Here is a 24,324-nt window from a genome sequence, read left to right on the forward strand (position 1 = left end):
TGAAGCGTTCCTTTCCGTCGTGTCGCCGGTCCAAGAAAGGCCGTAGTCCCCATGGTGCAGATCAAGAGCCCCGAGCAGATCGCCAAGATGCGTGCGGCGGGGCTGGTCGTCGCCGCCATTCACGCCGCGACGCGGGAGGCGGCCGTGCCGGGGGCGACGACGAAGGACCTGGACGAGGTTGCCCGCAAGGTGCTCGCCGAGCACGGGGCGAAGTCGAACTTCCTCGGCTACGGCGGTTTCCCCGCGACGATCTGCACCTCCGTGAACGAGGTCGTCGTCCACGGCATCCCCTCGGACGAGGTCGTCCTCGAGGACGGGGACATCATCTCCATCGACTGCGGCGCGATCGTCGACGGCTGGCACGGCGACGCGGCGTACACGGCCTTCGTGGGCTCCGGTCACTCCCCGGAGCTGATCGAGCTCTCCCGGGTCACCGAGGAGTCCATGTGGGCGGGCATCGCGGCGATGAAGCAGGGCAACCGGCTCGTCGACGTCTCCCGGGCCATCGAGACGTACATCCGCCGCCAGCCGAAGCCCGGCGGCGGCCGCTACGGCATCGTCGAGGACTACGGCGGCCACGGCATCGGGACCGAGATGCACATGGACCCGCATCTGCTGAACTACGTCGACCGCCGCCGGGGCAAGGGGCCGAAGCTCGTTCCCGGGTTCTGCCTCGCGATCGAGCCGATGGTGTCGCTCGGCACCCCGAAGACCCGGGTGCTCTCCGACGACTGGACGGTCGTCAGCACGGACGGCACCTGGTCGTCGCACTGGGAGCACTCCGTCGCCCTGACCGAGCAGGGTCCGCTGGTGCTGACGGCTCCCGACGGGGGCCGGGCGAAGCTCGCGGAGCACGGGGTCGAGGCCGCGCCGGATCCGTTGGCGTGACGTTCCCCCGGCGCGGGGGGCCGGCCCCGGTCGGTGTCGCCCCCGCCGCCCCTTCCCTTCCCGCCTTCCCGTCGCCGGCGGCTCCGCTCCCGGATCCCCGTTTCGGCCCTGGACGGGCCTCGTCCTCGAACTCCCCCGGAGGGGGGACCCCCGGACGGGCTGTTTTCGCCGCCCCGAATTCGCCGCATAAGGATCTCCCGCATGGGGCAGGCTTTCCCGATTCGTCTTTCCGGGTGCGCTGACGTAGACTGACTCGTCGGCTCTGGTGCACCCGCATGTCTGCATGCGCCCGTAAGGGAAAGCGCGGGAGTCGATCAAGGTAGTCGATTCGAAGGGCGAAGCGTGGCCAAGAAGCAAGGTGCCATCGAGATCGAGGGCACTGTCGTCGAGTCTCTGCCGAACGCCATGTTCAGGGTCGAGCTCCAGAACGGCCACCAGGTCCTGGCACACATCAGCGGCAAGATGCGTATGCACTACATCCGCATCCTCCCTGACGACCGGGTCGTGGTGGAGCTGTCTCCGTACGACCTGACCCGTGGCCGGATCGTCTACCGGTACAAGTAGATCTTGCCCATGCCCCGTGCGTGAGCGCGGGGTGGCCGGCAACTGACCCGGAGAACCTCACATCCCATGAAGGTCAAGCCGAGCGTCAAGAAGATCTGCGACAAGTGCAGGGTGATCCGCCGTCACGGTCGGGTCATGATCATTTGCGAGAACCCGCGCCACAAGCAGCGCCAGGGCTGATCGCAACCGATCTCACCCCTCTGCATCACGCAGAATCTTCGCGCGACGCGAGCTGAATATGTTCATACGCAGGGCCCAGGCGAACCTCGCGAGCGATCGCCTGACACCCCCGGCTCGGAGGCCGGGGACCCAGTTCGTACCTCGTACGGCGGCTGGGAGCCGGTTCTGCGGAAGACCTCCGACAATCACCAGGAGCCATTGAATGGCACGCGTTTCCGGTGTTGACATCCCGCGCGACAAGCGCGTGGAGGTCGCCCTCACCTACGTGTTCGGCATCGGCCGGACCCTCTCGCAGGAGACGCTGGCTGCGACCGGCGTCGACCCGAACACCCGAGTTCGCGACCTCTCCGAGGAGCAGCTCGTCGCGATCCGCGAGTACGTGGACGCCAACATCCGGACCGAGGGTGACCTCCGTCGCGAGATCCAGGCCGACATCCGCCGCAAGGTCGAGATCGGCTGCTACCAGGGTCTGCGTCACCGTCGCGGTCTGCCCGTCCGCGGTCAGCGCACCAGCACCAACGCCCGCACCCGCAAGGGCCCGCGTCGCGCCATCGCCGGCAAGAAGAAGCCGGGCAAGAAGTAGTCCGCAGCGGACTCGCCGTCCAGCGGTCTTCGCTGTAGGACCGACCACCTCCCGTAGGAGTAATAGATGCCCCCCAAGGGTCGTCAGGGCGCTGCCAAGAAGGTGCGCCGCAAGGAAAAGAAGAACGTCGCGCACGGCCAGGCGCACATCAAGAGCACGTTCAACAACACGATCGTGTCCATCACGGACCCGGCCGGCAACGTGATCAGCTGGGCCTCCGCCGGCCACGTCGGCTTCAAGGGCTCCCGCAAGTCCACGCCGTTCGCCGCGCAGATGGCCGCCGAGTCGGCTGCCCGCCGCGCCCAGGAGCACGGCATGCGCAAGGTCGACGTGTTCGTCAAGGGCCCGGGCGCCGGTCGTGAGACCGCCATCCGTTCGCTCCAGGCCACGGGCCTCGAGGTCGGCTCCATCCAGGACGTCACCCCGACCCCGCACAACGGCTGCCGTCCGCCGAAGCGCCGCCGCGTCTGAGGCACGGGCTCACGGCGGTTCGGTGTCCGGCTGGGGGTGTGGGGGTCGTCCCCCGCATGTCGCAGTACGGCTGCCGTCCGCCGAAGCGCCGCCGCGTCTGAGGCACGGGCTCACGGCGGTTCGGCGTCCGGCTGGGGGTGTGGGGGTCGCCCCCCACATGTCGCAGTACGGCTGCCGTCCGCCGAAGCGCCGCCGCGTCTGAGGCACCCCCGCTTCGAGGATCCGGGCGGTACGGCACCCTGAACGGGCCGTGCCGCCCGTACCCTTGCAGTACCCGCACCCCACAGGGTGCGGTCTCCGTCGGACGTCAAATAGCGGGCGTCCACGAATGAAGGATCTGACCACACATGCTGATCGCTCAGCGTCCCTCGTTGACCGAAGAGGTCGTCGACGAGTTCCGCTCCCGGTTCGTGATCGAGCCGCTGGAGCCGGGCTTCGGCTACACCCTCGGCAACTCCCTGCGCCGGACCCTCCTCTCCTCGATCCCGGGTGCGGCGGTCACGTCCATCCGCATCGACGGCGTGCTGCACGAGTTCACCACCGTGCCGGGCGTCAAGGAGGACGTCACCGACCTGATCCTCAACATCAAGCAGCTGGTCGTCTCCTCGGAGCACGACGAGCCGGTCGTGATGTACCTGCGCAAGCAGGGCCCGGGTCTGGTCACCGCCGCCGACATCGCGCCCCCGGCCGGTGTCGAGGTGCACAACCCCGACCTCGTCCTCGCCACGCTCAACGGCAAGGGCAAGCTGGAGATGGAGCTGACCGTCGAGCGCGGTCGCGGCTACGTCTCCGCCGTGCAGAACAAGCAGGTCGGTCAGGAGATCGGGCGCATCCCGGTCGACTCGATCTACTCGCCGGTGCTCAAGGTCACGTACAAGGTCGAGGCCACCCGTGTCGAGCAGCGCACCGACTTCGACAAGCTGATCGTCGACGTCGAGACCAAGCAGGCGATGCGTCCGCGTGACGCCATGGCCTCCGCCGGCAAGACCCTGGTCGAGCTGTTCGGTCTCGCCCGCGAGCTGAACATCGACGCCGAGGGCATCGACATGGGCCCGTCCCCGACGGACGCCGCGCTCGCCGCCGACCTGGCGCTGCCGATCGAGGAGCTGGAGCTCACCGTTCGGTCGTACAACTGCCTCAAGCGCGAGGGCATCCACTCCGTGGGTGAGCTCGTGGCCCGTTCCGAGGCCGACCTGCTCGACATCCGCAACTTCGGTGCGAAGTCGATCGACGAGGTCAAGGCGAAGCTGGCCGGCATGGGCCTGGCCCTCAAGGACAGCCCGCCCGGATTCGACCCGACCGCCGCGGCCGACGCCTTCGGCGCGGACGACGACGCGGACGCGGGCTTCGTCGAGACCGAGCAGTACTAGGAGCACGGGCCTTCGCGGTCCGTACTCGGGTGCGGGTGCGCTGCGCTTGACCGCGCAGTTCCCCGCGCCCCTTCCGGGAGCGCCCCCGCGGGGCTGCTCCCGGATCTCCGACAGGCGACCGCCTGCTCGGATACTGACCCCGGTACCTGATACGGCCGGGGCAGACACACAGGAGAAGAACCATGCCGAAGCCCACCAAGGGTGCCCGTCTGGGCGGCAGCGCCGCGCACGAGAAGCTGCTCCTCGCGAACCTCGCGAAGTCGCTGTTCGAGCACGGCCGCATCACCACCACCGAGGCGAAGGCGCGCAAGCTGCGCCCCTACGCCGAGCGTCTGGTCACCAAGGCGAAGAAGGGCGACCTTCACAACCGCCGTCAGGTGCTCCAGGTCATCACGGACAAGAGCATCGTGCACACGCTCTTCACCGAGATCGGCCCGCGCTACGAGAACCGTCCGGGTGGCTACACCCGCATCACCAAGATCGGTAACCGCCGTGGCGACAACGCGCCCATGGCTGTCATCGAGCTGGTCGAGGCGCTGACGGTGGCGCAGCAGGCGACCGGTGAGGCCGAGGCCGCCACCAAGCGTGCGGTCAAGGAGTCCGACGAGGCCAAGGCCGCCGAGGAGACCAAGGCCGAGGAGACCCCGGCCGAGGCCGCCGAGGCTCCCGCCGAGGAGTCGAAGGACGCCTGAGGCTCCGCGCCCGGCGTCCGAGCGGGTCCGCTCCCTTCCGGGGGAGCGGGCCCGCTCTCGCGTTGCTGAGAGGATCTAGGGGTGAGTGACGAAGTACAGCCCGGGTGCGTACGGGTGCGGCTGGACCTTTCCTACGACGGCACCGAGTTCTCCGGGTGGGCCAAGCAGGCCGGGGGACGGCGGACCGTGCAGGGGGAGATCGAGGACGCCCTGCGGACCGTCACCCGGTCCCGGGAGACGTACGAGCTGACCGTGGCCGGGCGTACCGACGCCGGGGTGCACGCCCGCGGGCAGGTCGCCCATGTGGATCTGCCCCGCGAGGTGTGGGTGGAGCACCACGAGAAGCTGCTGAAGCGGCTCGCCGGGCGGCTGCCGAAGGACGTGCGGGTGTGGGCGCTGCGCGAGGCGCCGAGCGGCTTCAACGCCCGGTTCTCGGCGGTGTGGCGGCGGTACGCGTACCGGGTCACCGACAATCCCGGGGGCGTGGACCCGCTGCTGCGCAACCACGTCCTGTGGCACGACTGGCCGCTGGACGTCGACGCCATGAACGAGGCCGCTCGGCGGCTGCTCGGCGAGCACGACTTCGCCGCCTACTGCAAGAAGCGGGAGGGGGCGACCACGATCCGCACCCTCCAGGAGCTGAGCCTGGAGAAGGGGGCCGACGGGATCATCACGGCCACCGTCCGGGCCGACGCCTTCTGCCACAACATGGTGCGCTCGCTCATCGGGGCGCTGCTGTTCGTGGGGGACGGGCACCGCGGACCGGAGTGGCCGGGCAAGGTCCTCGCCGCCGGCGTGCGCGACTCCGCCGTGCACGTCGTACGGCCGCACGGGCTGACGCTGGAGGAGGTCGGCTACCCGGCCGACGAGCTGCTCGCCGCCCGCACCAAGGAGGCGCGCAACAGGCGGACGCTGCCCGGTCCGGCCGCCGGCTGCTGCTGACGCCGGAGGCCCGGGGGTCACTCGTTCGCCGCGGCCGTCGCCTGGGTCTCGCCGCGGCGGTGGATCTGCTCGAACGTGAACTCGGCGAGGTCGTCACCGGTGGTGAAGACCTGCGTGTCCTTCGTCGTCACGTCCTTGCCGTCGGTGAAGCCGGTGATGGTGAAGTAGGCGTAGCGGCCGTAGGAGTTGGTCGTCGAGCGGCAGACGGCGCCGTTGCAGAAGGACTTCACGTCGCCGCCGGTGAGGGCCTTGACGAAGCTCTTGTTGTCGGCCTGCTCCTTGGCCTTGAGGGCCTGGGCCTCGGTGTCGAAGACGGCCACGCCGACCGTCACCGCGATGCCGTCCTTGACGTAGGTGACGCGCAGCAGGCGGGTGCAGTCGTTGGCGGTCAGCACCTTGGGCAGGGTGCCCTGGACACCGGTGGTGCAGTCGGTGCTGTCCGCCTTGGCCGCCTTCTGGTAGACGTTCGAGTCCGTCGTCAGCTGCCTGCCCGGGAAGAGCAGGTCGGGGCCGAGGGGTGCGGTGTCCTTGGCCTTGCTGGAGATGAAGTCCTTCGGGTCCAGCGGCGGGGGCGCGCTGGTCGGGGCGAAGGACACGGTGGCGGACGCGCTCGGCAGGTCGGCGGTCGCGGGCAGGGAGGAGGTGGGCCGGTTCGCCTCGTCCTCCCCGTTCGCCGACACCACGGCCATGGCCACGGCGGTGCCGATCGCCAGCGTCGCGAGCGCGCCCCCGCCTATGAACAGCAGCCGGCGGCGCTTGTTGCGGGACTCGGACGCCTCGGCGAGCGCGGCCCAGTCAGGGCTCGCGTCGGCGGCGTCGCTCCACGGCTGCTGGGAGTTCGGTTTCCACGGATCCCACTGGGACTGAGGTCCCCCCTGCCCATAGCTCATGCGCCGCATCTTAGACGCGGCCGGAGGGGTGCTGTTCCGCCTCAACGGACGCCGGAGCGCCTAGCGTTCCGGGAATGAGTACGGGCAAATGCGACATCTCCGGGTGGTTGGTACGGCGTTCTCCCTGGCCGCTGTGGTGCGGGCTCGCGGCGGTCCTGGGCGCGACGGTGGCGCATGTGGCGCGGACCACCCCGTCCGGCGGCATGGACAACGCGATCGTCGTCCGGGCGGCACGGGCCTGGCTGGCGGGCGGGTCCCCGTACGACGACCCGCACTTCCTCTATCTGCCGGGCGCGGTGCTCGCCGCCGTCCCGCAGGCGCTGCTGCCGCAGGCCGTGCTGCGGGTGCTGGTGCCGCTGGCGGTGGCCGTCTGTCTGACGGCCGGCTGGGCGTGCGCGCTGCGGCTGCACCGGGTGCCGTGGGACAGCCGGCTGGCGGTCCTCGGCCTGACCGGGCTGGCGGCCGGGTTCGCGCCGTTCGGGCACCTGGTCCGGCTGGGCAACTGGACGGTGACGGCGGTCCTGGCGCTGCCGGTGGCGTTGCTGCTGGTGAGCCGGGGGAGGTGGACGGCGGCGGGCGCGGTGCTCGGCGCGGCCCTGGCGCTGAAGCCGCTGCTGGCCCCGCTGGCGCTGCTGTTCGTCTTCGCCCGCCGCTGGCGCGCCCTGGCCCTGCTGGCCGGGGTGCCGGCGCTGGCGTCCGCCGCGTCCGCCCTGCTCCTGCCCGACCCGGCGGGCTTCCTCACCCGCACCCTGCCCTTCCTGCTGCGCGGCCAGGACGCCTTCGTACGGCTCTACGAGGCATCCCCGGCCGCGGTGCTGCCCCGGCTGGGGGTGCCGCCGTCCGTGGCCCGGACGCTGGCGCTGGCGGCCTGTGCCGCCGGGGTGGCCTGCGCCTGGCGGCGCTGGTGCCGCGCGGACCCCGGCCCGCTGCGGCTCGCCGAGACGGCCGCCGGGCTGATGCTCTCGGCGTTCCTGGTCTCCCGGCCGTCGTACGACCACTACCTGCTGGTGGTGGTGCCGCTGCTGCTGGCCGGGCTGCCCCACCCGGGGTCGGTAGCCCGGGGCCCGTGGTTCTGGCTGGCCCTGGTCCCGCAGATCCCGGGTCTGACCTGGCCGTATCTGGAGCCGGTGCGGCGGCGGGCGTTCAAGGACGCGGTGACGTTGTGCGCGCTGGTGTTCGCCGTGAGCCGTCGGCCCGTCCGGCGTTCGAGGGCGAGGCCCGTCCAGGGCCGAAGCGGGGGCCTGGGGGCGGCGGCCCCCGGCGGCGGTCACACCTACACTGGGTGAGAAGGGCAGCGGACCTCGGCGACGGGCGAGCTCGTTTTGACCCGGCCACCGCGCCGCAGGTATCCTGCATCTTCGTTGTGTATTGGCTTGCTCATTCTCACGGGACGGGCCCTTACACCGGTCCACCGGGCCGATGACCAGCGACCCGCACGCGGTATGCGTCACCGCAGTGCGGTCAGGGCTGTCGTGATCGCTTCGGTGACCTTGTCAGGACCACTCACTCGAAGCGAAGGCTACGAACCGTGCGTACGTACAGCCCCAAGCCCGGCGATGTGACGCGCCAGTGGCACGTCATCGACGCTCAGGACGTTGTCCTGGGTCGTCTCGCCACCACCGCCGCCACCCTGCTGCGCGGCAAGCACAAGCCGATCTACGCGCCGCACGTCGACGCTGGTGACTTCGTCATCATCATCAACGCCGACAAGGTGCACCTGTCCGGCAACAAGCGGACCCAGAAGATGGCGTACCGCCACTCCGGCTACCCGGGTGGTCTGCGCTCCGTCCGCTACGACGAGCTCCTGGACAAGAACCCGGAGAAGGCCATCGAGAAGGCCGTCAAGGGCATGCTCCCCAAGAACTCGCTGGGCCGTCAGATGCTCTCGAAGCTGAAGGTCTACAAGGGTGACCAGCACCCGCACGGCGCGCAGCAGCCGCAGCCGTTCGAGATCACCCAGGTCGCGCAGTAAGTCCGGCCACACCACCCCAAGCTGAAGAGAATCTGAGGTATCACCGTGGCTGAGACCACTGCCGAGCAGCCGCTCGAAGAGCTTGACATCGACAGCTACACCACCGAGTCCGAGGTCCCCGTCGAGGGCGAGTACACCTCGGAGTCCCTGGCCTCCCGCTTCGGCGAGCCGCAGCCGGCCGCCGGCCTGGGCCGCCGCAAGAACGCCATCGCCCGCGTCCGGATCGTCCCGGGCACCGGCAAGTGGAAGATCAACGGTCGCACCCTCGAGGACTACTTCCCGAACAAGGTGCACCAGCAGGAAGTCAACGAGCCGTTCAAGGTCCTGGAGCTCGAGGGCCGTTACGACGTCGTCGCCCGCATCTCCGGCGGCGGTGTCTCCGGTCAGGCCGGTGCGCTCCGTCTCGGTGTCGCCCGCGCGCTGAACGAGGCGGACGTCGACAACAACCGCGGCCCGCTGAAGAAGGCCGGCTTCCTCAAGCGCGACGACCGTGCGGTCGAGCGCAAGAAGGCCGGTCTCAAGAAGGCCCGCAAGGCTCCGCAGTACAGCAAGCGTTAAGCTTCGCTGCCTGCTCGTACGTACGGGCCGGTTCCGGCTCGCTCCTACGTACTCCGAACGCCCCGGCGGCACGCCACAGTGCCGTCGGGGCGTTCGTTTTCTCGCAGCTGTGGGCGTATAACGGCACAAGGTGCTCAAAGGCTTGTGTGATCGGATGTTCAGGGCATGCAATGCCTGGGTGCGGGGGCCGCGCCGATCAGCCGGACACCCGCACGGCTACCGAAACTGACGCTTCCTCAGGAGGACAAGTGGGACGACTCTTCGGCACGGACGGCGTGCGCGGTGTGGCCAACGCGGATCTCACGGCCGAGATGGCGCTCGGCCTGTCCGTCGCGGCGGCGCATGTGCTGGCCGAGGCGGGCACCTTCGAGGACCACCGCCCGGTAGCGGTGGTCGGACGGGACCCGCGTGCGTCCGGGGAGTTCCTGGAGGCGGCCGTGGTGGCCGGCCTGGCCAGTGCCGGCGTGGACGTGCTGCGGGTCGGAGTGCTGCCCACCCCGGCCGTCGCGTACCTGACGGGCGTGCTCGGCGCCGACCTCGGCGTGATGCTCTCGGCGAGCCACAACGCCATGCCCGACAACGGCATCAAGTTCTTCGCCCGCGGTGGCCACAAACTCGCCGACGAACTCGAGGGCCGGATCGAGTCCGTCTACGAGGAGCACCGGCGCGGTGAGCCGTGGGAGCGGCCGACGGGTTCGGGTGTCGGACGGGTGCGGGACTACGACGAAGGGTTCGACCGCTACGTCGCCCACCTCATCGCCGTCCTGCCGAACCGGCTCGACGGGCTGAAGATCGTCCTCGACGAGGCGCACGGCGCCGCCGCCCGGGTCTCGCCCGAGGCGTTCACCCGGGCCGGGGCGGAGATCGTCACGATCGGCGCGTCGCCGGACGGGCTCAACATCAACGACGGGTGCGGCTCCACGTACCTGGACAAGCTCAAGGCCGCCGTCGTCGAACACGGGGCCCACCTCGGCATCGCGCACGACGGGGACGCCGACCGGTGCCTCGCCGTGGACCACACCGGCGACGAGGTGGACGGGGACCAGATCCTGTCCGTGCTCGCGCTCGCCATGCGGGAGCACGGGGCGCTGCGCGAGGACACCGTCGTCGCGACCGTGATGTCCAACCTCGGCTTCAAGCTGGCCATGGAGCGCGAGGGCATCCGGCTCGTCCAGGCCGCCGTCGGCGACCGGTACGTGCTGGAGGAGATGAAGCAGCACGGGTACGCGCTCGGCGGCGAGCAGTCCGGGCACGTGATCATCCTCGACCACGCGACGACCGGCGACGGCACGCTGACCGGGCTCATGCTCGCGGCGCGGGTCGCCGAGAGCGGCAGGACGCTGCGGGACCTGGCGTCCGTGATGGAGCGGCTGCCGCAGGTGCTGATCAACGTGCCCGACGTGGACCGGACCCGGGTGTCCTCCTCCGCCGAGCTCGCCACCGCCGTCGGGGAGGCCGAGCAGGAGCTGGGATCCACCGGGCGGGTGCTGCTGCGGCCGTCCGGGACCGAGCCGCTGGTGCGGGTGATGGTCGAGGCGGCCGACATCGACCAGGCGCGGTCCGTGGCCGGGCGGCTGGCCGACGCGGTGAAGTCGGCGCTGGGGTAGTTCCCCGGTTCCGGGTAGGGGCGGGGGCCCGCGCGACGCGGGCCCCGGGATCGTCGTGATTCCTCGCGCCCGCGCGGCGCAGCCGTACCTCGGCACAGCCCCGCGCCCCTGGGCGAGCTGGCTGGGCCGGCCCTAGTAGGCCCTGGCACGTCCACGTTGCCGGGACCAGAGCCACTTCTGGGCCAGCAGGGTCAGGATGCCGGCCAGGATGATGCCCAGGAGATTCAGCAGGAGCTGCTCCGAGGAGCGCAGGGTCTGGACGGTGTCGCCGTAGACCAGGGCAACGGCCGCGTTCGCGGCGGCCGGGACCGTGGTCACCGAGATGGCGACACCCACCAGGGCGCCGGACTTCGCGGAGGTGAGCGAGAGCGTGCCGGCGGCGCCGGCCAGCACCGCCACGACGAAGGAGAACCAGTCCGGGGCGTAGATGAAGCCCGTGTTCGGACGGTCGGCCTCCAGCTGGTCCTTGGTGAACAGGCCCACGGCGTCCATGAAGAGGCTGAAGCCCGCCGTCACCGCCATCGCCACCGCGAAGCCCACCAGCAGGGCGGTCAGTGAGCGCAGCGCCAGGCGCGGGGCACGCTGCACCGCCGCGGTGCAGACGCCGGCCAGCGGGCCGAACTCCGGTCCCACCGCCATCGCGCCCACGATCAGGACCGCGTTGTCGAGCACCACACCGCAGGCCGCGATCATCGTGGCGAGCGTGATGAAGGCGAGGTAGGTGACGGAGAGCGTCGACTCCTCGTGGGTCGCGTCGCTCAGGTGCTCCCACAGGACCGCGTCCGCGCCCTCGCCCGGGGCCTCCTCCTCGGCCTCGTCGGCCCGCCGGGACAGTGACAGGTCGATGTTCTCCACGGCGATCGAGCCGCTCTCCCCGAGGCCGAACCCCTGGAGGCCCGTGAGGAGTTCGTCGCCCGCCTCGCGCGCCACGTCGCACAGGACGACATCGCCCGGCGGGGTGCGGGCGGCGCCGGGCAGCACCACCAGATGGGTGGTGCCCACCGTGCTCTCGATCAGGCGGACCACGTCCTCGGTCCGCTCGGCCGGCGTGATCAGGCGCAGATGCAGCATGCCGCCCTTTATCCCACAGCCACCTGTCCCTACAGCTTGCGGAGGCCGAGCCGCTGCACCTTGTGGTCCGGGCCCTTGCGGACGACCAGGGTGGCGCGGCCGCGGGTGGGGGCGATGTTCTCCACCAGGTTGGGCTTGTTGATGGTGCGCCACATCGTGCGGGCGTAGTCGAGGGCCTCCTCCTCGGAGACCTGGGTGTACTTGCGGAAGTAGGAGGACGGGTTCTGGAAGGCCGTCTCGCGCAGCTTGCGGAAGCGGCTGAGGTACCAGCGCTCGATGTCCTCGGCGCGGGCGTCGACGTACACGCTGAAGTCGAAGTAGTCGGCGAGGCCGACGCGGGTGCGGCCGTCCTGGCCGGGGAGGGCGGGCTGGAGGACGTTCAGGCCCTCCACGATCAGGATGTCCGGGCGGCGGACGGTGAGCTTCTCGTCCGGGACGATGTCGTAGATCAGGTGGGAGTAGACGGGGGCCGTGACCTCGTCCTTGCCGGCCTTGATGTCGGCCACGAAGCGGGTCAGGGCGCGGCGGTCGTAGGACTCGGGGAAACCTTTCCTCGACATCAGGCCGCGGGCCTCCAGCTCCTTGGTGGGCAGCAGGAAGCCGTCGGTGGTGACCAGTTCCACGCGGGGGTGCTCCGGCCAGCGGGAGAGCAGGGCCTGGAGGAGGCGGGCGACCGTCGACTTGCCCACCGCGACCGAGCCGGCGACCCCTATGACGAACGGCGTGCCCGCCTGGGAGCCCTGTTCCCCCAGGAAGGTGTTGAGGGCGCCGCGCAGACCGTCGGTGGCGCCGACGTAGAGGTTGAGGAGACGGGACAGGGGGAGGTAGATGTCCCGTACCTCCTCCAGGTCGATGACGTCGCCGAGACCGCGCAGTCGCTCGACCTCGTCGGCGCTCAGCGGCAGCGGCGTCTTGTCGCGCAGCGCGCTCCACTCGCAGCGGGTGAGGTCGAGGTAGGGAGTCGCCTCCGGCCTGTGCCGGTGGGCGCTCCGGGGCATCGGGGAGACCGGAGAGATCACAGTCCATTGTTAACGGAGTCTGAACGGGATGGCGGGTGGGGTCCGTCACGCCGCCGGTCGGCCAGGGGACGCTCAGGGCCGATCGCGGCGGTTCGGGGTGTCGTACGGGCGCGGGAATTTCCGGAATCGGGCACGCGAAGGGCTTTTCCGGGCGGGATTCGGCCGTAGGCTGCCGCGCATGTGCGGAATCGTGGGATACGTGGGGTCGCAGTCGGCGCTCGATGTCGTGACCGCCGGACTGAAACGGCTGGAGTACCGGGGGTACGACTCGGCGGGGGTCGCCGTGCCGGCCGACGGGGGGCTCGCCGCCGCCAAGCGGGCGGGCAAGCTCGTCAACCTGGAGAAGGAGCTCAAGGAGCGGCCGCTGCCGGCCGGGTCGACGGGGATCGGGCACACCCGGTGGGCCACGCACGGCGCGCCGACCGACGCCAACGCCCATCCCCATCTCGACAACGCCGGGCGCGTCGCCGTCGTGCACAACGGGATCATCGAGAACTTCGCGGCGCTGCGGGCCGAACTGGCCGAGCGCGGGCACGAGCTGGTCTCCGAGACCGACACCGAGGTGGTGGCCCATCTGCTCGCCGAGGAGTTCTCCGTCACGGCCGACCTCGCGGAGGCCATGCGGCTGGTGTGCCGGCGGCTCGACGGGGCGTTCACGCTGGTCGCGGTGCACGCCGACGAGCCGGACGTGGTCGTGGGGGCGCGGCGGAACTCGCCGCTCGTGGTGGGCGTCGGCGAGGGCGAGGCCTTCCTCGCCTCGGACGTCGCCGCGTTCATCGACCACACGCGGTCGGCGATCGAGCTGGGCCAGGACCAGGTGGTGGAGCTGCGCCGGGACGGGGTCACGGTGACCGGCTTCGACGGCCGCCCGGCCGACGTGCGCTCATACCACATCGACTGGGACGCGTCGGCCGCGGAGAAGGGGGGCTACGACTACTTCATGCTCAAGGAGATCGCCGAGCAGCCCAAGGCGGTCGCCGACACGCTGCTGGGGCGCGTCGACGCCTCCGGCGCGCTGACCCTCGACGAGCTGCGCATCTCCGCGGCCGAGCTGCGCCAGGCGGACAAGGTCGTCATCGTCGCGTGCGGTACGGCCTTCCACGCCGGGATGATCGCCAAGTACGCCATCGAGCACTGGACGCGGATCCCGTGCGAGGTGGAGCTGGCCAGCGAGTTCCGCTACCGGGATCCCATCCTGGGCCCCCGGTCGCTGGTCATCGCCATCTCGCAGTCCGGCGAGACCATGGACACGCTGATGGCACTGCGGCACGCCCGCGAGCAGGGCTCCAAGGTGCTGGCGATCTGCAACACCAACGGGTCGACCATCCCGCGCGAGTCGGACGCGGTGCTGTACACGCACGCCGGGCCGGAGGTGGCGGTCGCCTCCACGAAGGCCTTCCTGACCCAACTGGTGGCCTGCTACCTCGTGGCGCTGTACCTGGGGCAGGTGCGGGGCACCAAATGGGCGGACGAGATCCGGGACGTCGTCCGCGACCTCGCGCGGATCCCCGGTGACGTCGAGCGGGTGCTGGAGACCATGGAGCCGGTGCGGGAGCTGGCGCGGTCGCTCGCCGCGAAGAACACCGTGCTCTTCCTCGGGCGGCACGTGGGGTATCCGGTGGCGCTGGAGGGCGCGCTCAAGCTGAAGGAGCTGGCGTACATGCACGCCGAGGGCTTCGCGGCGGGCGAGCTGAAGCACGGGCCGATCGCGCTGATCGAGGAGGACCTGCCGGTCGTCGTGGTCGTGCCGTCGCCGCGGGGGCGGTCCGTGCTGCACGACAAGATCGTGTCCAACATCCAGGAGATCCGGGCCCGGGGCGCGCGCACGATCGTGATCGCGGAGGAGGGGGACGAGGCGGTCGTCCCCTACGCCGACCACCTCGTACGCGTCCCGGTGACGCCGACGCTGCTGCAACCGCTGGTGGCGACGGTGCCGTTGCAGGTGTTCGCGTGCGAGCTGGCGACGGCCCGGGGGAACGAGGTGGACCAGCCGCGGAACCTGGCGAAGTCGGTCACCGTGGAGTAGGGGCGCTTCGGGGGGTGGGGGGACCGAGGGCCGGGAGCCGTCGTCGGGTGCTGGTGCTGGTGCTGGTGCTGGTGCTGGTGCTGGTGCTGGTGCTGGTGCTGGTGCTGGTGCTGGCGCTGGCGCTGGTGCCGGTGCCGGGGCCGGGGGTGGTGCCGGGGGTGGTGCGGTGGGTGCGGGTGCGTCGTGGCCGGTCGCGCGGTTCCCCGCGCCCCTGATCGCCTGCGGCGGTCCCGGGGCGGCGCCGGTCGGTCATCTCGCGGGGAGCCCGGCCGTAGGGTGCTCGGCATGAGCATCATCGGGGTCGGCATCGACGTGGCGGAGATCGATCGGTTCGCGGTGTCCCTGGAGCGGACGCCCGCACTGGCGAGCCGACTTTTCCTCGACAGTGAGTTGCTGCTGCCGAGCGGGGAGCGCAGGGGGGTCGCCTCGCTGGCGGCGCGGTTCGCGGCGAAGGAGGCGGTGGCCAAGGCGCTGGGGGCACCGGCGGGGCTGCTGTGGACCGACGCGGAGGTGTACGTGGAGGACAGCGGGCAGCCGCGGCTGCGGGTGCGGGGGAGCGTCGCGGCGCGCGCCGCGGAACTGGGCGTGCGGTCCTGGCACGTGTCGCTCAGTCATGACGCGGGGATCGCCTCGGCGGTGGTGGTGGCGGAGGGGTAGGTGTGCGGCAGGCGGTGAGGCGGTAGAGGTAGGGCCATGCGTACTGCCTACTGCGTGGACACGGTCAGGACCGCCGAACGGGAGCTGATGGCCCGTCTTCCGGAGGGCGCGCTGATGCAGCGCGCCGCCGCCGGACTCGCCGCCGCCTGTGCGGAGTTGCTGGGGCGGGTGTACGGCAGCCGGGTCGTGCTGCTCGTCGGCAGCGGGGACAACGGCGGCGACGCCCTGTACGCGGGTGCCCGGCTGGCCCGGCGCGGCGCCGGGGTGAGCGCCGTGCTGCTGGCGCCGGAGCGGACCCACCCCGGGGGGCTGGCGGCCCTGCTGCGGGCGGGCGGGCGGACGGTCCCGGCGAGCGCCGCTCCCGGCCTGCTGCGCCGTGCCGACCTGGTGGTCGACGGGATCGTCGGGATCGGCGGGCGGGGCGGCCTGCGGGAGGACGCGGCCGCGCTCGCGGCGCTGGCCGCCGGGTCGGGGGCCGCCGTCGTCGCCGTCGACCTGCCGAGCGGGGTGGAGGCGGACACCGGGGAGGTGCGGGGCGCCGCCGTCCGGGCCGACCTCACCGTCACCTTCGGCACGCACAAGCCGGGGCTGCTGATCGATCCGGCGCGGGAGTACGCCGGGTCGGTGCGGCTCGTCGACATCGGGCTGGAGCTGCCCGCCGAGGCCGAGCTGGAGGCGTTGCAGCACGCGGACGTGGCGGCGCTGCTGCCGGTGCCGGGTGCCGAGAGCGACAAGTACCGGCGGGGTGTGGTCGGTGTCGCCGCCGGGTCGGCCCGCTATCCGGGGGCCGCCGTGCTGGCCGTGGCCGGCGCGCTGCGCGGCGGGGCGGGGGCCGTGCGGTACGTCGGGCCGGCCGCGGAGGCCGTCATCGCCCGCTTCCCGGAGACGCTCGTCTCCGACCAGGGGCCCGCGCACGCCGGGCGGGTGCAGGCGTGGGTCGTCGGGCCGGGCGTCGGCGACGACGCCGAGACGGTGGCCCAGGTGCTGGCCGCCGACGTGCCGGTGCTGATCGACGCGGACGCGCTGCGCCTGGCGGAGCCCGGGGCGGTCCGGGGGCGTACGGCGCCGACGCTGATGACCCCGCACGCGGGGGAGGCGGCCGCGCTGCTCGGGGTGGCGCGGGAGGACGTCGAGGCGGGGCGGCTGGCCGCCGTGCGCGAACTGGCGGGGCGGTACCGGGCGACGGTGCTGCTGAAGGGGTCGACGACGCTGGTCGCGGACCCGGGGCGAGGACCCGTACGGGTGAACCCGACCGGGACGTCGTGGCTGGCCACGGCCGGCAGCGGCGACGTGCTGTCGGGGCTGGCGGGATCGCTGCTGGCGGCGGGGCTGTCGGCGTCGGACGCGGGGAGCGCGGGCGCGTATCTGCACGGCCTGGCGGGGCGGTTCGCGGCCCGGGGGGCGCCGGTGGGCGCACACGACGTTGCCGAGGCCGTGGCGCGGGCCTGGAGGGATGTGGCGCGGGGGTGAGGGGTCGGGGTGGAGGGCGTGGGTGACGGGGTGCGGGGTCGGGGTGTGGGGGGCCGGGGCGGAGGGTGCGTGCGTGGGGGCCGTGGGCGGGCCCGGCTCTCAGGGGGTTCCCGGGCCTTCTGAGACACTGGGCGCGATGAGTGAGACTGCACAGCCGACCCCCGCCCCGCCGCGCGCCCGCGCCGAGATCGACCTGGCCGCGCTGCGCGCCAACGTGCGGACCCTGCGCGCCAAGGCGCCGGGCGCGGCGTTCATGGCCGTGGTGAAGGGTGACGGGTACGGCCACGGAGCGTTTCAGTGTGCCCGGGCCGCCGTGCAGGCGGGGGCCACCTGGATCGGCACCGCCACGCCGGAGGAGGCGCTCGCGCTGAGCGCGGGGGCCGGGCTGCCGGCCGACGTGCGGATCATGTGCTGGCTGTGGACGCCGGGCGGGCCCTGGCGGGAGGCGATCGAGGCCGGCCTCGACGTGTCCGTGAGCGGCCTGTGGGCGCTGCGCGAGGCCGTCGAGGCGGCCCGGCTCGCCGGGCGGACCGCCCGGGTGCAGCTCAAGGCCGACACCGGGCTGGGGCGCAACGGCTGCCAGCCCGCCGACTGGCCCGACCTGGTCGCCGAGGCGCGGCGCGCGGAGGGCGACGGACTCGTCCGGGTCACCGGTCTGTGGTCCCACTTTGCCTGCGCCGACGAGCCCGGCCACCCGTCCAACGCGGCCCAGCTCTCCCGCTTCCGGGAGATGGTGGCGTACGCCGAGGAGCGGGGCGTACGGCCCGAGGTGCGGCACATCGCCAACTCCCCGGCCACGCTCACCCTCCCCGCGGCCCACTTCGACCTCGTCCGCCCGGGCGTCGCCATGTACGGTCTGTCGCCCAGCCCCGAGATCGGTTCCGCCGCCGACCTCGGCCTGCGGCCGGTGATGACCCTCGCGGCCTCCCTGGCCCTGGTCAAGCACGTCCCCGGCGGGCACGGCGTCAGCTACGGCCACCACTACACGACCCCGGGCGAGACCACCCTCGGTCTGGTCCCCCTCGGCTACGCCGACGGCGTCCCCCGGCACGCGTCCGGCACCGGCCCGGTGCTCGTCGGCGGCAAGTGGCGTACGGCCGCGGGACGGATCGCGATGGACCAGTTCGTCGTCGACCTCGGCGGCGACGACCCCGGGCCGGGGGCCGAGGCGGTGCTGTTCGGGCCCGGTGACCGCGGCGAGCCCACCGCGGAGGACTGGGCGCAGGCCGCCGGGACCATCGGGTACGAGATCGTCACGCGCATCGGAACGAGGGTTCCCCGCGTCTACGTGAACGGGGAACAGGACGGGTAGTCCCCCCAGCGGGGGGACCGTCGGGAGCGACGCCCGCAGCTGGTTCACTCATGCCCTGTGCGCATCGTGGGCAACAGCAGTAGCACCTGGCGTCGGCCGAGGAGGAGCGGTACGTGAGCGAGAGCAGTGCGGAGGCGGTGGCGAGCGCCGCCTCGGCGGCCGTCGCCGCCTCCGCCCCGGGGGCGGCCGGGAACTGGCGCCGGGCGACCGGCGTCGCCGGCGCCGCGATAGGCGTGATCGCCGCGGGCGCCGCGGCAGGCGTCGCGCTGGAGCGGATGACCGTGGGCCGGGGCATGCGCGCGAAGGCACGGCTCGCCCTCGACGCGGCGGGACCGTACGGCGCCCTGCGCGGCACCCCCGGCAAGGCCGTCGCCGACGACGGCACCGAGCTGTACTACGAGGTCGACGACGTAGAGCCGCAGGGCGGACCGGCGAACCGGCGGCGCCGGCTCTTCGGCCGCAAGGCCCCCCTCCCCGTCACCGTCGTCTTCAGCCACGGCTACTGCCTCACCCAGGACTCCTGGCACTTCCAGCGCGCCGCCCTGCGGGGCGTCGTGCGGACCGTGCACTGGGACCAGCGCAGCCACGGGCGCTCCGCGCGCGGGGCGGCCCAGCTCCACGACGGGGTGCCGGTCAGCATCGACCAGCTGGGACGCGATCTGAAGGCCGTCGTCGACGCGGCCGCGCCCGAGGGGCCGATCGTGCTCGTCGGGCACTCCATGGGCGGCATGACGGTGATGGCGCTGGCCGCGCAGTACCCCGAGCTGATCCGTGAACGGGTCGTCGCCACCGCCTTCGTCGGTACGTCCTCCGGCCGGCTCGGCGAGGTCAACTTCGGACTGCCGGTCGCGGGGGTCAACGCCGTACGGCGGGTCCTGCCCGGTGTGCTGAAGCTGCTGGGGCAGCGGGCCGAGCTGGTGGAGAAGGGGCGGCGGGCCACCGCCGACCTGTTCGCCGGGGTCATCAAGCGGTACTCGTTCGCGTCCCGGGACGTCGACCCGGCCGTCGCCCGGTTCGCCGAGCGGATGATCGAGGGCACGCCGATCGACGTGGTCGCCGAGTTCTACCCGGCCTTCACCGACCACGACAAGGCCGAGGCGCTCGCCTGCTTCCAGGACATGCCGGTGCTGGTGCTGGCCGGCATCGGCGACCTCGTCACGCCCAGCGAGCACAGCGAGGCCATCGCCGACCTGCTGCCGGACGCCGAGCTGGTGCTCGTCCCGGACGCCGGGCACCTGGTGATGCTGGAACACCCGGAAGCGGTCACCGACCGCCTCGCCGACCTGCTCACCCGCGCGGGCGCCGTGCCCGCAGGGGCTACCGTGGGTGGCTATGGAAGCACCAGCAGCACCGCACAACCCGGCTGAGACCGAGCTGATCGTCCACTCTCCCGACCAGATGCGCGAGTTGGGCCGCCGCCTGGCCAAGCTGCTGCGCGCCGGCGACCTCGTGATGCTGAGCGGGGAGCTCGGCGCGGGCAAGACGACCCTGACGCGCGGCCTCGGCGAGGGGCTCGGCGTGCGCGGGGCGGTCACCTCCCCGACGTTCGTGATCGCCCGCGTCCACCCGGCCCTCGGGGACGGGCCGCCGCTCGTCCACGTCGACGCGTACCGCCTGGGCGGCGGGCTCGACGAGATGGAGGACCTCGACCTCGACGTGTCGCTGCCCGAGTCGGTGGTGGTCGTGGAGTGGGGCGAGGGCAAGGTCGAGGAACTGACCGACGAGAGGCTCCAGGTGCGGATCCACCGGGCCGTCGGCGACACGACCGACGAGGTGCGGCACGTGACGGTCACCGGGCTGGGTGAGCGGTGGGGCTCGGCGGACCTGAGCGTGCTGGCGGCCTGAGCGCGCACCGGGCCGACGGACCTCAGCGCGCCCGCCCCCCGGACGGTCGTTCCGGGCGGCCTGAGCGCGCGCCGGGCTGACGGACCTCAGCGCGCCCGCCCCCCGGACGGTCGTTCCGGGCGGCCTGACCGTGCCTGCGCAGGACGGTCGTTCCGGGCGGCCCGACCGCGCGGCGCAGGACCGTCCTTCCGGGCGGCCGCGTTCGTATGAAGATTCCGACAAGACGTCGGCATGATGTTGCGTCCGGCGTCCCGCCCGTGGTCACATGGTATCCAGTCCCTAGTTAGGTGTACCTAACCAGGCCCGCCCCGGCCCCCAGGAGGCGTCCATGCCGGCCATCGAGCCCCAGAGGTCCGACGTCCCGTCGCGGCCCTCCGCCCTCGCCGGGTTCTCCATGCGGGATCTGCTGGCGTCCTGCGCGGCCGCCGAGGCGGTGTCCCGCCCGCCGCGCGCGCCCGAGCCGGAGCCCGGGTCCGGGCCCGTGCGGTCGGCCGTCGCCGAGGCGCGGGTGCGGCACCACCGGGAAGCGGCGTAACGCGCCACCCGGCCCACCGGGCCGGGTCCTCGCCCACCGGGCCGGGTCCTCGCCCACCGGGCCGGGTCCTCGCCCACCGGTCCGGGTCCTCGCCCACCGGGCCGGGGCCCTCGCCCTCCGCCGGCGGGGGCGGCAGGCTCCCGCCACCCCAGGTCACCGGATCACGACGACCTGCTCCCCGATCGTCGCGAACGCCCACATCGCCTCGCCGTCCGCGCGTGCCTCGCGGATCCCGCCCGTGCGCACCGCCGGGTCGGGCGCCCGCGTCGAGCCGTCCACGGCCGCGCTGAAGCCGATGACCACCCCGTCCACGGTGGTGAAGCGCACCACGTGCTCGACGGGTGTGCCGTCGGTGCCGGTGATGCCGTTCGAGCGGGAGGTGACCGCGTAGGTCCCCGGGAGCGGGTCCACCGTGCCGGGGGTGACCGGGAACGTCCGCTGGACCGTGCCGTCCTGCCCGACCAGCCACACCCGGTCGTCGTCCACCGAGTACACGACCCGCTCACCCGCACCGGAGCCGGAGGGGAGCGCGGTGGGGTTGTTCTTGTCCCGGGGTGCCTTCGGCGCCCTGGCGGCCGCGTCCGAAGAGGCTCTGCCGAGGGTGTCGGGCACGTTCGCCGACGCCTGGAGGGTGAGGAACCCGACCGTGCAGACGGCCGCCGCGGTGAGCCCGGCCACGAACGTCGCGCTGCTGCCTGCCACCGGCGATCACCTCTTTTGTCGTACTTCGTACCTCGCGGCGACGTTAGCAGCCGGGACGTCCCGCACCGGGGCGACTGGACGTCCGACACGGGCCCGAGGAGCCGTAGGCTGTTTGCGTGCTCTTGCTCGCTCTGGATACCGCCACCCCCGCCGTGACCGTCGCCCTGCACGACGGCACGGCCGTCATCGCCTCGTCGAGCCAGGTGGACGCGCGCCGGCACGGCGAGCTGCTGCTGCCGGCCGTCGACCGTCTGCTCGCCGACGCGGGACGCGCACTCGACGCCGTCACCGGCATCGTCGTCGGCATCGGCCCCGGCCCGTACACCGGGCTGCGCGTCGGTCTGATGACCGCCGACACCTTCGGCCTCGCGCTCGGCGTCCCCGTGCACGGTCTGTGCACCCTCGACGGCCTCGCCTACGCCGCCGACCTGGACGGCCCCTTCGTCGTGGCCACCGACGCCCGCCGCAAGGAGGTCTACTGGGCGCGCTACGCCGACTCCCGCACCCGGGTCACGGAGCCGGCCGTCGACCGTCCGGCCGACATCGCCGACCGGGTGGCCGGGCTGCCCGCCGTCGGCGCGGGCGCGCTGCTCTACCCCGACACCTTCCCCCGGGCGCACGAGCCGGAGCACGTCTCCGCCGCGGCCCTCGCCGCGCTGGCCGCCGAGCGGCTCGCCGGCGGCGAGGAACTCCCGGCGCCGCGCCCGCTGTACCTGCGCCGCCCGGACGCCCAGGTTCCCAAGAACTACAAGGTGGTCACGCCCAAGTGACCGAGTCCGACGTTCCCGAGCCCGGCGTGCCGGAGCCCGGCGCTCCCCGGTCCGGCCCGGCCGGGAAAGCCGGCGCCCCCCAGTCCAGCACCCCCCAGCCCGGCGCCCCCGCCCTCCGCGAGATGCGCTGGTGGGACATCGACGCCGTGCTGGAACTGGAGAAGGACCTCTTCCCCGAGGACGCCTGGTCGCGCGGCATGTTCTGGTCCGAGCTGGCGCACTCCCGAGGCCCCGAGGCGACCCGCCGCTACGTCGTGGCCGAGGCCGACGGCCGGATCGTCGGCTACGCGGGCCTGGCCTGCTCCGGCGCCGCCTCCGACGGCGGTTCCGACGGCGGCGGCGCCGGCGGTGAGGACGGCGGCTCCGGCGCGGGCGCCGACGTGCAGACGATCGCCGTCGCCCGCGACCGCCAGGGCACCGGCCTCGGTGCCCGGCTCCTCACCGAACTGCTGCGCGCCGCGACCGCCTTCGAGGTCGCCGAGGTCCTGCTGGAGTGCAGGGTCGACAACGTCCGCGCCCAGCGGCTCTACGAGCGCTTCGGATTCGAACCCATCGGTTTCCGGCGCGGCTACTACCAGCCGGGGAACGTGGACGCCCTGGTCATGCGCCTGGTCACAGCATCCGACAGCGGCTCGGCCGACGAACCGACATCAGTACAAGGAACCGAGATCAATGGCTGACGAACCCCTCGTCCTCGGCATCGAGACGTCCTGCGACGAGACCGGCGTCGGCGTCGTCCGCGGCACCACCCTGCTGGCGGACGCCATCGCCTCCAGCGTCGACGAGCACGCCCGCTTCGGCGGGGTCGTGCCGGAGGTGGCCAGCAGGGCCCACCTGGAGGCGATGGTCCCGACCATCGACCGGGCGCTGAAGGAGGCGGGCGTCTCGGCGAGGGACCTGGACGGCATCGCGGTGACGGCGGGTCCCGGGCTGGCGGGCGCGCTGCTGGTCGGCGTGTCGGCGGCGAAGGCGTACGCCTACGCGCTCGGCAAGCCGCTCTACGGCGTCAACCACCTCGCCTCCCACATCTGCGTGGACCAGCTGGAGCACGGCCCGCTGCCGGAGCCGACGATGGCGCTGCTGGTCTCCGGCGGCCACTCCTCCTTGCTGCTCTCCTCGGACATCACCTCCGACGTCCGCCCGATGGGCGCGACCATCGACGACGCGGCGGGCGAGGCCTTCGACAAGATCGCCCGCGTGCTGAACCTCGGCTTCCCCGGCGGCCCGGTCATCGACCGGTACGCCCGCGAGGGCGACCCGGCGGCGATCGCGTTCCCGCGCGGCCTGACCGGCCCGCGCGACCCGGTGTACGACTTCTCCTTCTCCGGCCTGAAGACGGCGGTCGCCCGCTGGATCGAGGCCCGGCGGGCGGCGGGGGAGGAGGTCCCGGTGCGTGACGTGGCGGCCTCCTTCCAGGAGGCGGTCGTGGACGTCCTGACCCGCAAGGCCGTCCGGGCCTGCCGCGACGAGGGCGTCGACCACCTGATGATCGGCGGCGGGGTGGCCGCCAACTCCCGGCTGCGCGCCCTCGCCCAGGAGCGCTGCGAGGCGGCCGGCATCCGTCTGCGCGTCCCCCGCCCCAAACTGTGCACGGACAACGGCGCGATGGTCGCCGCCCTCGGTGCGGAGATGGTCGCCCGCGGCCGGGCCGCGTCCGACTGGGACCTGTCGGCGGACTCGTCCCTCCCGGTGACCGACCCGCACGTGCCCGGCCGGGACCACGGCCACGGCGCCGGCCACGACCACGTCCACGAGGTCGGCGAGACCAACCTCTACCCGTGAGGATCACGTCATGACGGTCGCGTTGATGTGGGAGGCCCGGGCCGCGGAGGGCCGCGGGGCGGAGCTGCTGGCGTGGGTGCGCGGGCAGCGGCTCTCGCCCGCACCCCTGCGCCGCGAGGTGCTCCGCGCCCCGCAGGACCGGGTGCTGGTCATCACGTGGTGGGACGCGGAGTACGACGCCGACGTGCCCGAACTGCCCGAGCCGGACGGGGATCTGGTGAGCCGGACGGTGCACCGCTGGCGGTTCGAGGCGGTGGAGGGGTAGAGGGGTAGGGCCTTCGGCCCAAATCGCCCCTCGGCGTGCCCCCGGATCGCCCCCGGCACGCCCCCGGCGCGCCCGCAGCGCGCCCGCGGCGTGCGGTGTGCCCCCCGCGCGCCTCAGGCGCGCTCCGCCTCCGCCCCCGTTCCCGCCTCCACC

28 protein-coding genes are annotated in these 24,324 nt (G+C 72.7%); 24 read left to right on the top strand and 4 right to left on the bottom strand.

The genetic code is table 11. The features are described from left to right. Window positions 1-51: 51 nt before the first annotated feature. The 8 genes from map (at window position 52) to truA (ending at window position 5,690) form a co-directional block, all read left to right on the top strand. Window positions 52-888, top strand: a complete 837-nt coding sequence (gene map, locus ACFV9M_RS27000; RefSeq protein ID WP_385066715.1) for a type I methionyl aminopeptidase — start codon at window positions 52-54, stop codon at window positions 886-888. 342 nt (window positions 889-1,230) lie between these two features. Continuing rightward, the gene (infA, locus tag ACFV9M_RS27005) at window positions 1,231-1,452 is read left to right on the top strand and encodes a translation initiation factor IF-1 (RefSeq protein WP_004927214.1); all 222 of its coding nucleotides are present in this window, start codon (window positions 1,231-1,233) and stop codon (window positions 1,450-1,452) included. 66 nt (window positions 1,453-1,518) lie between these two features. Next, window positions 1,519-1,632: a 50S ribosomal protein L36 gene (gene rpmJ / locus ACFV9M_RS27010; RefSeq protein WP_004984509.1), complete on the top strand. Its 114-nt coding sequence runs from the start codon at window positions 1,519-1,521 to the stop codon at window positions 1,630-1,632. Window positions 1,633-1,834: 202 nt separating this feature from the next. Further along, complete coding sequence (rpsM, locus tag ACFV9M_RS27015) at window positions 1,835-2,215, top strand: 30S ribosomal protein S13 (RefSeq protein ID WP_385066718.1); 381 nt, start codon at window positions 1,835-1,837, stop codon at window positions 2,213-2,215. Window positions 2,216-2,281: 66 nt separating this feature from the next. Next, window positions 2,282-2,686: a 30S ribosomal protein S11 gene (gene rpsK / locus ACFV9M_RS27020; RefSeq protein WP_010354218.1), complete on the top strand. Its 405-nt coding sequence runs from the start codon at window positions 2,282-2,284 to the stop codon at window positions 2,684-2,686. A 347-nt stretch (window positions 2,687-3,033) separates the two neighbouring features. Further along, on the top strand, window positions 3,034-4,056 hold the full coding sequence (locus tag ACFV9M_RS27025) for a DNA-directed RNA polymerase subunit alpha (RefSeq protein WP_003966937.1): 1,023 nt from the start codon (window positions 3,034-3,036) through the stop codon (window positions 4,054-4,056). Between the two features lie 182 nt (window positions 4,057-4,238). Continuing rightward, complete coding sequence (gene rplQ / locus ACFV9M_RS27030) at window positions 4,239-4,748, top strand: 50S ribosomal protein L17 (RefSeq protein ID WP_385066721.1); 510 nt, start codon at window positions 4,239-4,241, stop codon at window positions 4,746-4,748. 81 nt (window positions 4,749-4,829) lie between these two features. Further along, the gene (gene truA / locus ACFV9M_RS27035) at window positions 4,830-5,690 is read left to right on the top strand and encodes a tRNA pseudouridine(38-40) synthase TruA (protein ID WP_385066724.1); all 861 of its coding nucleotides are present in this window, start codon (window positions 4,830-4,832) and stop codon (window positions 5,688-5,690) included. Window positions 5,691-5,707: 17 nt separating this feature from the next. Here the strand turns inward: truA and ACFV9M_RS27040 are convergent, their stop codons facing one another. Then, the gene (locus ACFV9M_RS27040; protein ID WP_385066726.1) at window positions 5,708-6,580 is read right to left on the bottom strand and encodes a hypothetical protein; all 873 of its coding nucleotides are present in this window, start codon (window positions 6,578-6,580) and stop codon (window positions 5,708-5,710) included. A 74-nt stretch (window positions 6,581-6,654) separates the two neighbouring features. On the opposite strand from ACFV9M_RS27040, the gene ACFV9M_RS27045 reads away from it, so the two are divergent. From ACFV9M_RS27045 to glmM, 4 genes are all read left to right on the top strand, one after another. Then, window positions 6,655-7,866, top strand: a complete 1,212-nt coding sequence (locus tag ACFV9M_RS27045) for a glycosyltransferase 87 family protein (RefSeq protein WP_385066729.1) — start codon at window positions 6,655-6,657, stop codon at window positions 7,864-7,866. A gap of 242 nt (window positions 7,867-8,108) precedes the next feature. Then, window positions 8,109-8,552 carry a 50S ribosomal protein L13 gene (rplM, locus tag ACFV9M_RS27050; RefSeq protein ID WP_019329618.1) on the top strand — a complete coding sequence of 148 codons (444 nt, stop codon included), beginning with the start codon at window positions 8,109-8,111 and terminating at the stop codon, window positions 8,550-8,552. Between the two features lie 45 nt (window positions 8,553-8,597). Beyond that, window positions 8,598-9,110 (top strand): 30S ribosomal protein S9, encoded by a 513-nt coding sequence (gene rpsI, locus ACFV9M_RS27055; protein WP_062664011.1) that lies wholly within the window; start codon window positions 8,598-8,600, stop codon window positions 9,108-9,110. Window positions 9,111-9,358: 248 nt separating this feature from the next. Beyond that, window positions 9,359-10,717, top strand: coding sequence for a phosphoglucosamine mutase (gene glmM, locus ACFV9M_RS27060; protein ID WP_385066733.1), 1,359 nt, complete (start codon window positions 9,359-9,361; stop codon window positions 10,715-10,717). 132 nt (window positions 10,718-10,849) lie between these two features. Here glmM and ACFV9M_RS27065 read toward each other — a convergent pair whose 3' ends face one another. Both ACFV9M_RS27065 and coaA read right to left on the bottom strand, forming a co-directional pair. Beyond that, window positions 10,850-11,788, bottom strand: coding sequence for a DUF389 domain-containing protein (locus ACFV9M_RS27065; protein WP_385066736.1), 939 nt, complete (start codon window positions 11,786-11,788; stop codon window positions 10,850-10,852). A gap of 29 nt (window positions 11,789-11,817) precedes the next feature. After that, a complete protein-coding gene (coaA, locus tag ACFV9M_RS27070; RefSeq protein WP_385066738.1) occupies window positions 11,818-12,786 on the bottom strand; it encodes a type I pantothenate kinase in 969 nt (322 codons plus the stop codon). Between the two features lie 199 nt (window positions 12,787-12,985). On the opposite strand from coaA, the gene glmS reads away from it, so the two are divergent. The 8 genes from glmS (at window position 12,986) to ACFV9M_RS27110 (ending at window position 20,652) form a co-directional block, all read left to right on the top strand. Further along, the gene (gene glmS, locus ACFV9M_RS27075) at window positions 12,986-14,833 is read left to right on the top strand and encodes a glutamine--fructose-6-phosphate transaminase (isomerizing) (protein ID WP_385066741.1); all 1,848 of its coding nucleotides are present in this window, start codon (window positions 12,986-12,988) and stop codon (window positions 14,831-14,833) included. 14 nt (window positions 14,834-14,847) lie between these two features. Then, window positions 14,848-15,048 (top strand): hypothetical protein, encoded by a 201-nt coding sequence (locus tag ACFV9M_RS27080; protein ID WP_385066744.1) that lies wholly within the window; start codon window positions 14,848-14,850, stop codon window positions 15,046-15,048. Window positions 15,049-15,118: 70 nt separating this feature from the next. Then, window positions 15,119-15,490: a holo-ACP synthase gene (locus ACFV9M_RS27085; RefSeq protein WP_385066746.1), complete on the top strand. Its 372-nt coding sequence runs from the start codon at window positions 15,119-15,121 to the stop codon at window positions 15,488-15,490. Window positions 15,491-15,526: 36 nt separating this feature from the next. Beyond that, window positions 15,527-16,960 carry an NAD(P)H-hydrate dehydratase gene (locus ACFV9M_RS27090; RefSeq protein WP_385066749.1) on the top strand — a complete coding sequence of 478 codons (1,434 nt, stop codon included), beginning with the start codon at window positions 15,527-15,529 and terminating at the stop codon, window positions 16,958-16,960. 136 nt (window positions 16,961-17,096) lie between these two features. After that, the gene (alr, locus tag ACFV9M_RS27095; RefSeq protein ID WP_385066751.1) at window positions 17,097-18,272 is read left to right on the top strand and encodes an alanine racemase; all 1,176 of its coding nucleotides are present in this window, start codon (window positions 17,097-17,099) and stop codon (window positions 18,270-18,272) included. Between the two features lie 113 nt (window positions 18,273-18,385). Next, window positions 18,386-19,639 (top strand): alpha/beta fold hydrolase, encoded by a 1,254-nt coding sequence (locus tag ACFV9M_RS27100; protein ID WP_385066753.1) that lies wholly within the window; start codon window positions 18,386-18,388, stop codon window positions 19,637-19,639. After that, window positions 19,605-20,117 carry a tRNA (adenosine(37)-N6)-threonylcarbamoyltransferase complex ATPase subunit type 1 TsaE gene (tsaE, locus tag ACFV9M_RS27105; RefSeq protein WP_385066755.1) on the top strand — a complete coding sequence of 171 codons (513 nt, stop codon included), beginning with the start codon at window positions 19,605-19,607 and terminating at the stop codon, window positions 20,115-20,117. The genes ACFV9M_RS27100 and tsaE overlap by 35 nt, the downstream gene beginning before the upstream one ends. 328 nt (window positions 20,118-20,445) lie before the next feature. Further along, window positions 20,446-20,652 carry a hypothetical protein gene (locus ACFV9M_RS27110; protein ID WP_385066758.1) on the top strand — a complete coding sequence of 69 codons (207 nt, stop codon included), beginning with the start codon at window positions 20,446-20,448 and terminating at the stop codon, window positions 20,650-20,652. Window positions 20,653-20,805: 153 nt separating this feature from the next. Here the strand turns inward: ACFV9M_RS27110 and ACFV9M_RS27115 are convergent, their stop codons facing one another. After that, window positions 20,806-21,354 (bottom strand): hypothetical protein, encoded by a 549-nt coding sequence (locus ACFV9M_RS27115; protein WP_385066761.1) that lies wholly within the window; start codon window positions 21,352-21,354, stop codon window positions 20,806-20,808. Between the two features lie 116 nt (window positions 21,355-21,470). Between ACFV9M_RS27115 and tsaB the strand changes: the two genes are divergently transcribed. The 4 genes from tsaB to ACFV9M_RS27135 all read left to right on the top strand — a co-directional run bounded on the left by tsaB (window position 21,471) and on the right by ACFV9M_RS27135 (window position 24,171). Beyond that, complete coding sequence (gene tsaB, locus ACFV9M_RS27120; RefSeq protein ID WP_385066763.1) at window positions 21,471-22,124, top strand: tRNA (adenosine(37)-N6)-threonylcarbamoyltransferase complex dimerization subunit type 1 TsaB; 654 nt, start codon at window positions 21,471-21,473, stop codon at window positions 22,122-22,124. A gap of 122 nt (window positions 22,125-22,246) precedes the next feature. After that, entirely contained in the window at window positions 22,247-22,804 is a 558-nt protein-coding gene (locus ACFV9M_RS27125) for a GNAT family N-acetyltransferase (RefSeq protein WP_385066802.1), read from the top strand. Continuing rightward, a complete protein-coding gene (tsaD, locus tag ACFV9M_RS27130; protein WP_385066766.1) occupies window positions 22,797-23,906 on the top strand; it encodes a tRNA (adenosine(37)-N6)-threonylcarbamoyltransferase complex transferase subunit TsaD in 1,110 nt (369 codons plus the stop codon). Before ACFV9M_RS27125 ends, tsaD begins: the two co-directional genes overlap by 8 nt. 10 nt (window positions 23,907-23,916) lie before the next feature. Continuing rightward, window positions 23,917-24,171 (top strand): hypothetical protein, encoded by a 255-nt coding sequence (locus ACFV9M_RS27135; protein WP_385066768.1) that lies wholly within the window; start codon window positions 23,917-23,919, stop codon window positions 24,169-24,171. Window positions 24,172-24,324 lie beyond the last annotated feature (153 nt).

It is taken from the genome of Streptomyces sp. NPDC059895, assembly GCF_042731035.1.
GTDB lineage: Bacteria > Actinomycetota > Actinomycetes > Streptomycetales > Streptomycetaceae > Streptomyces.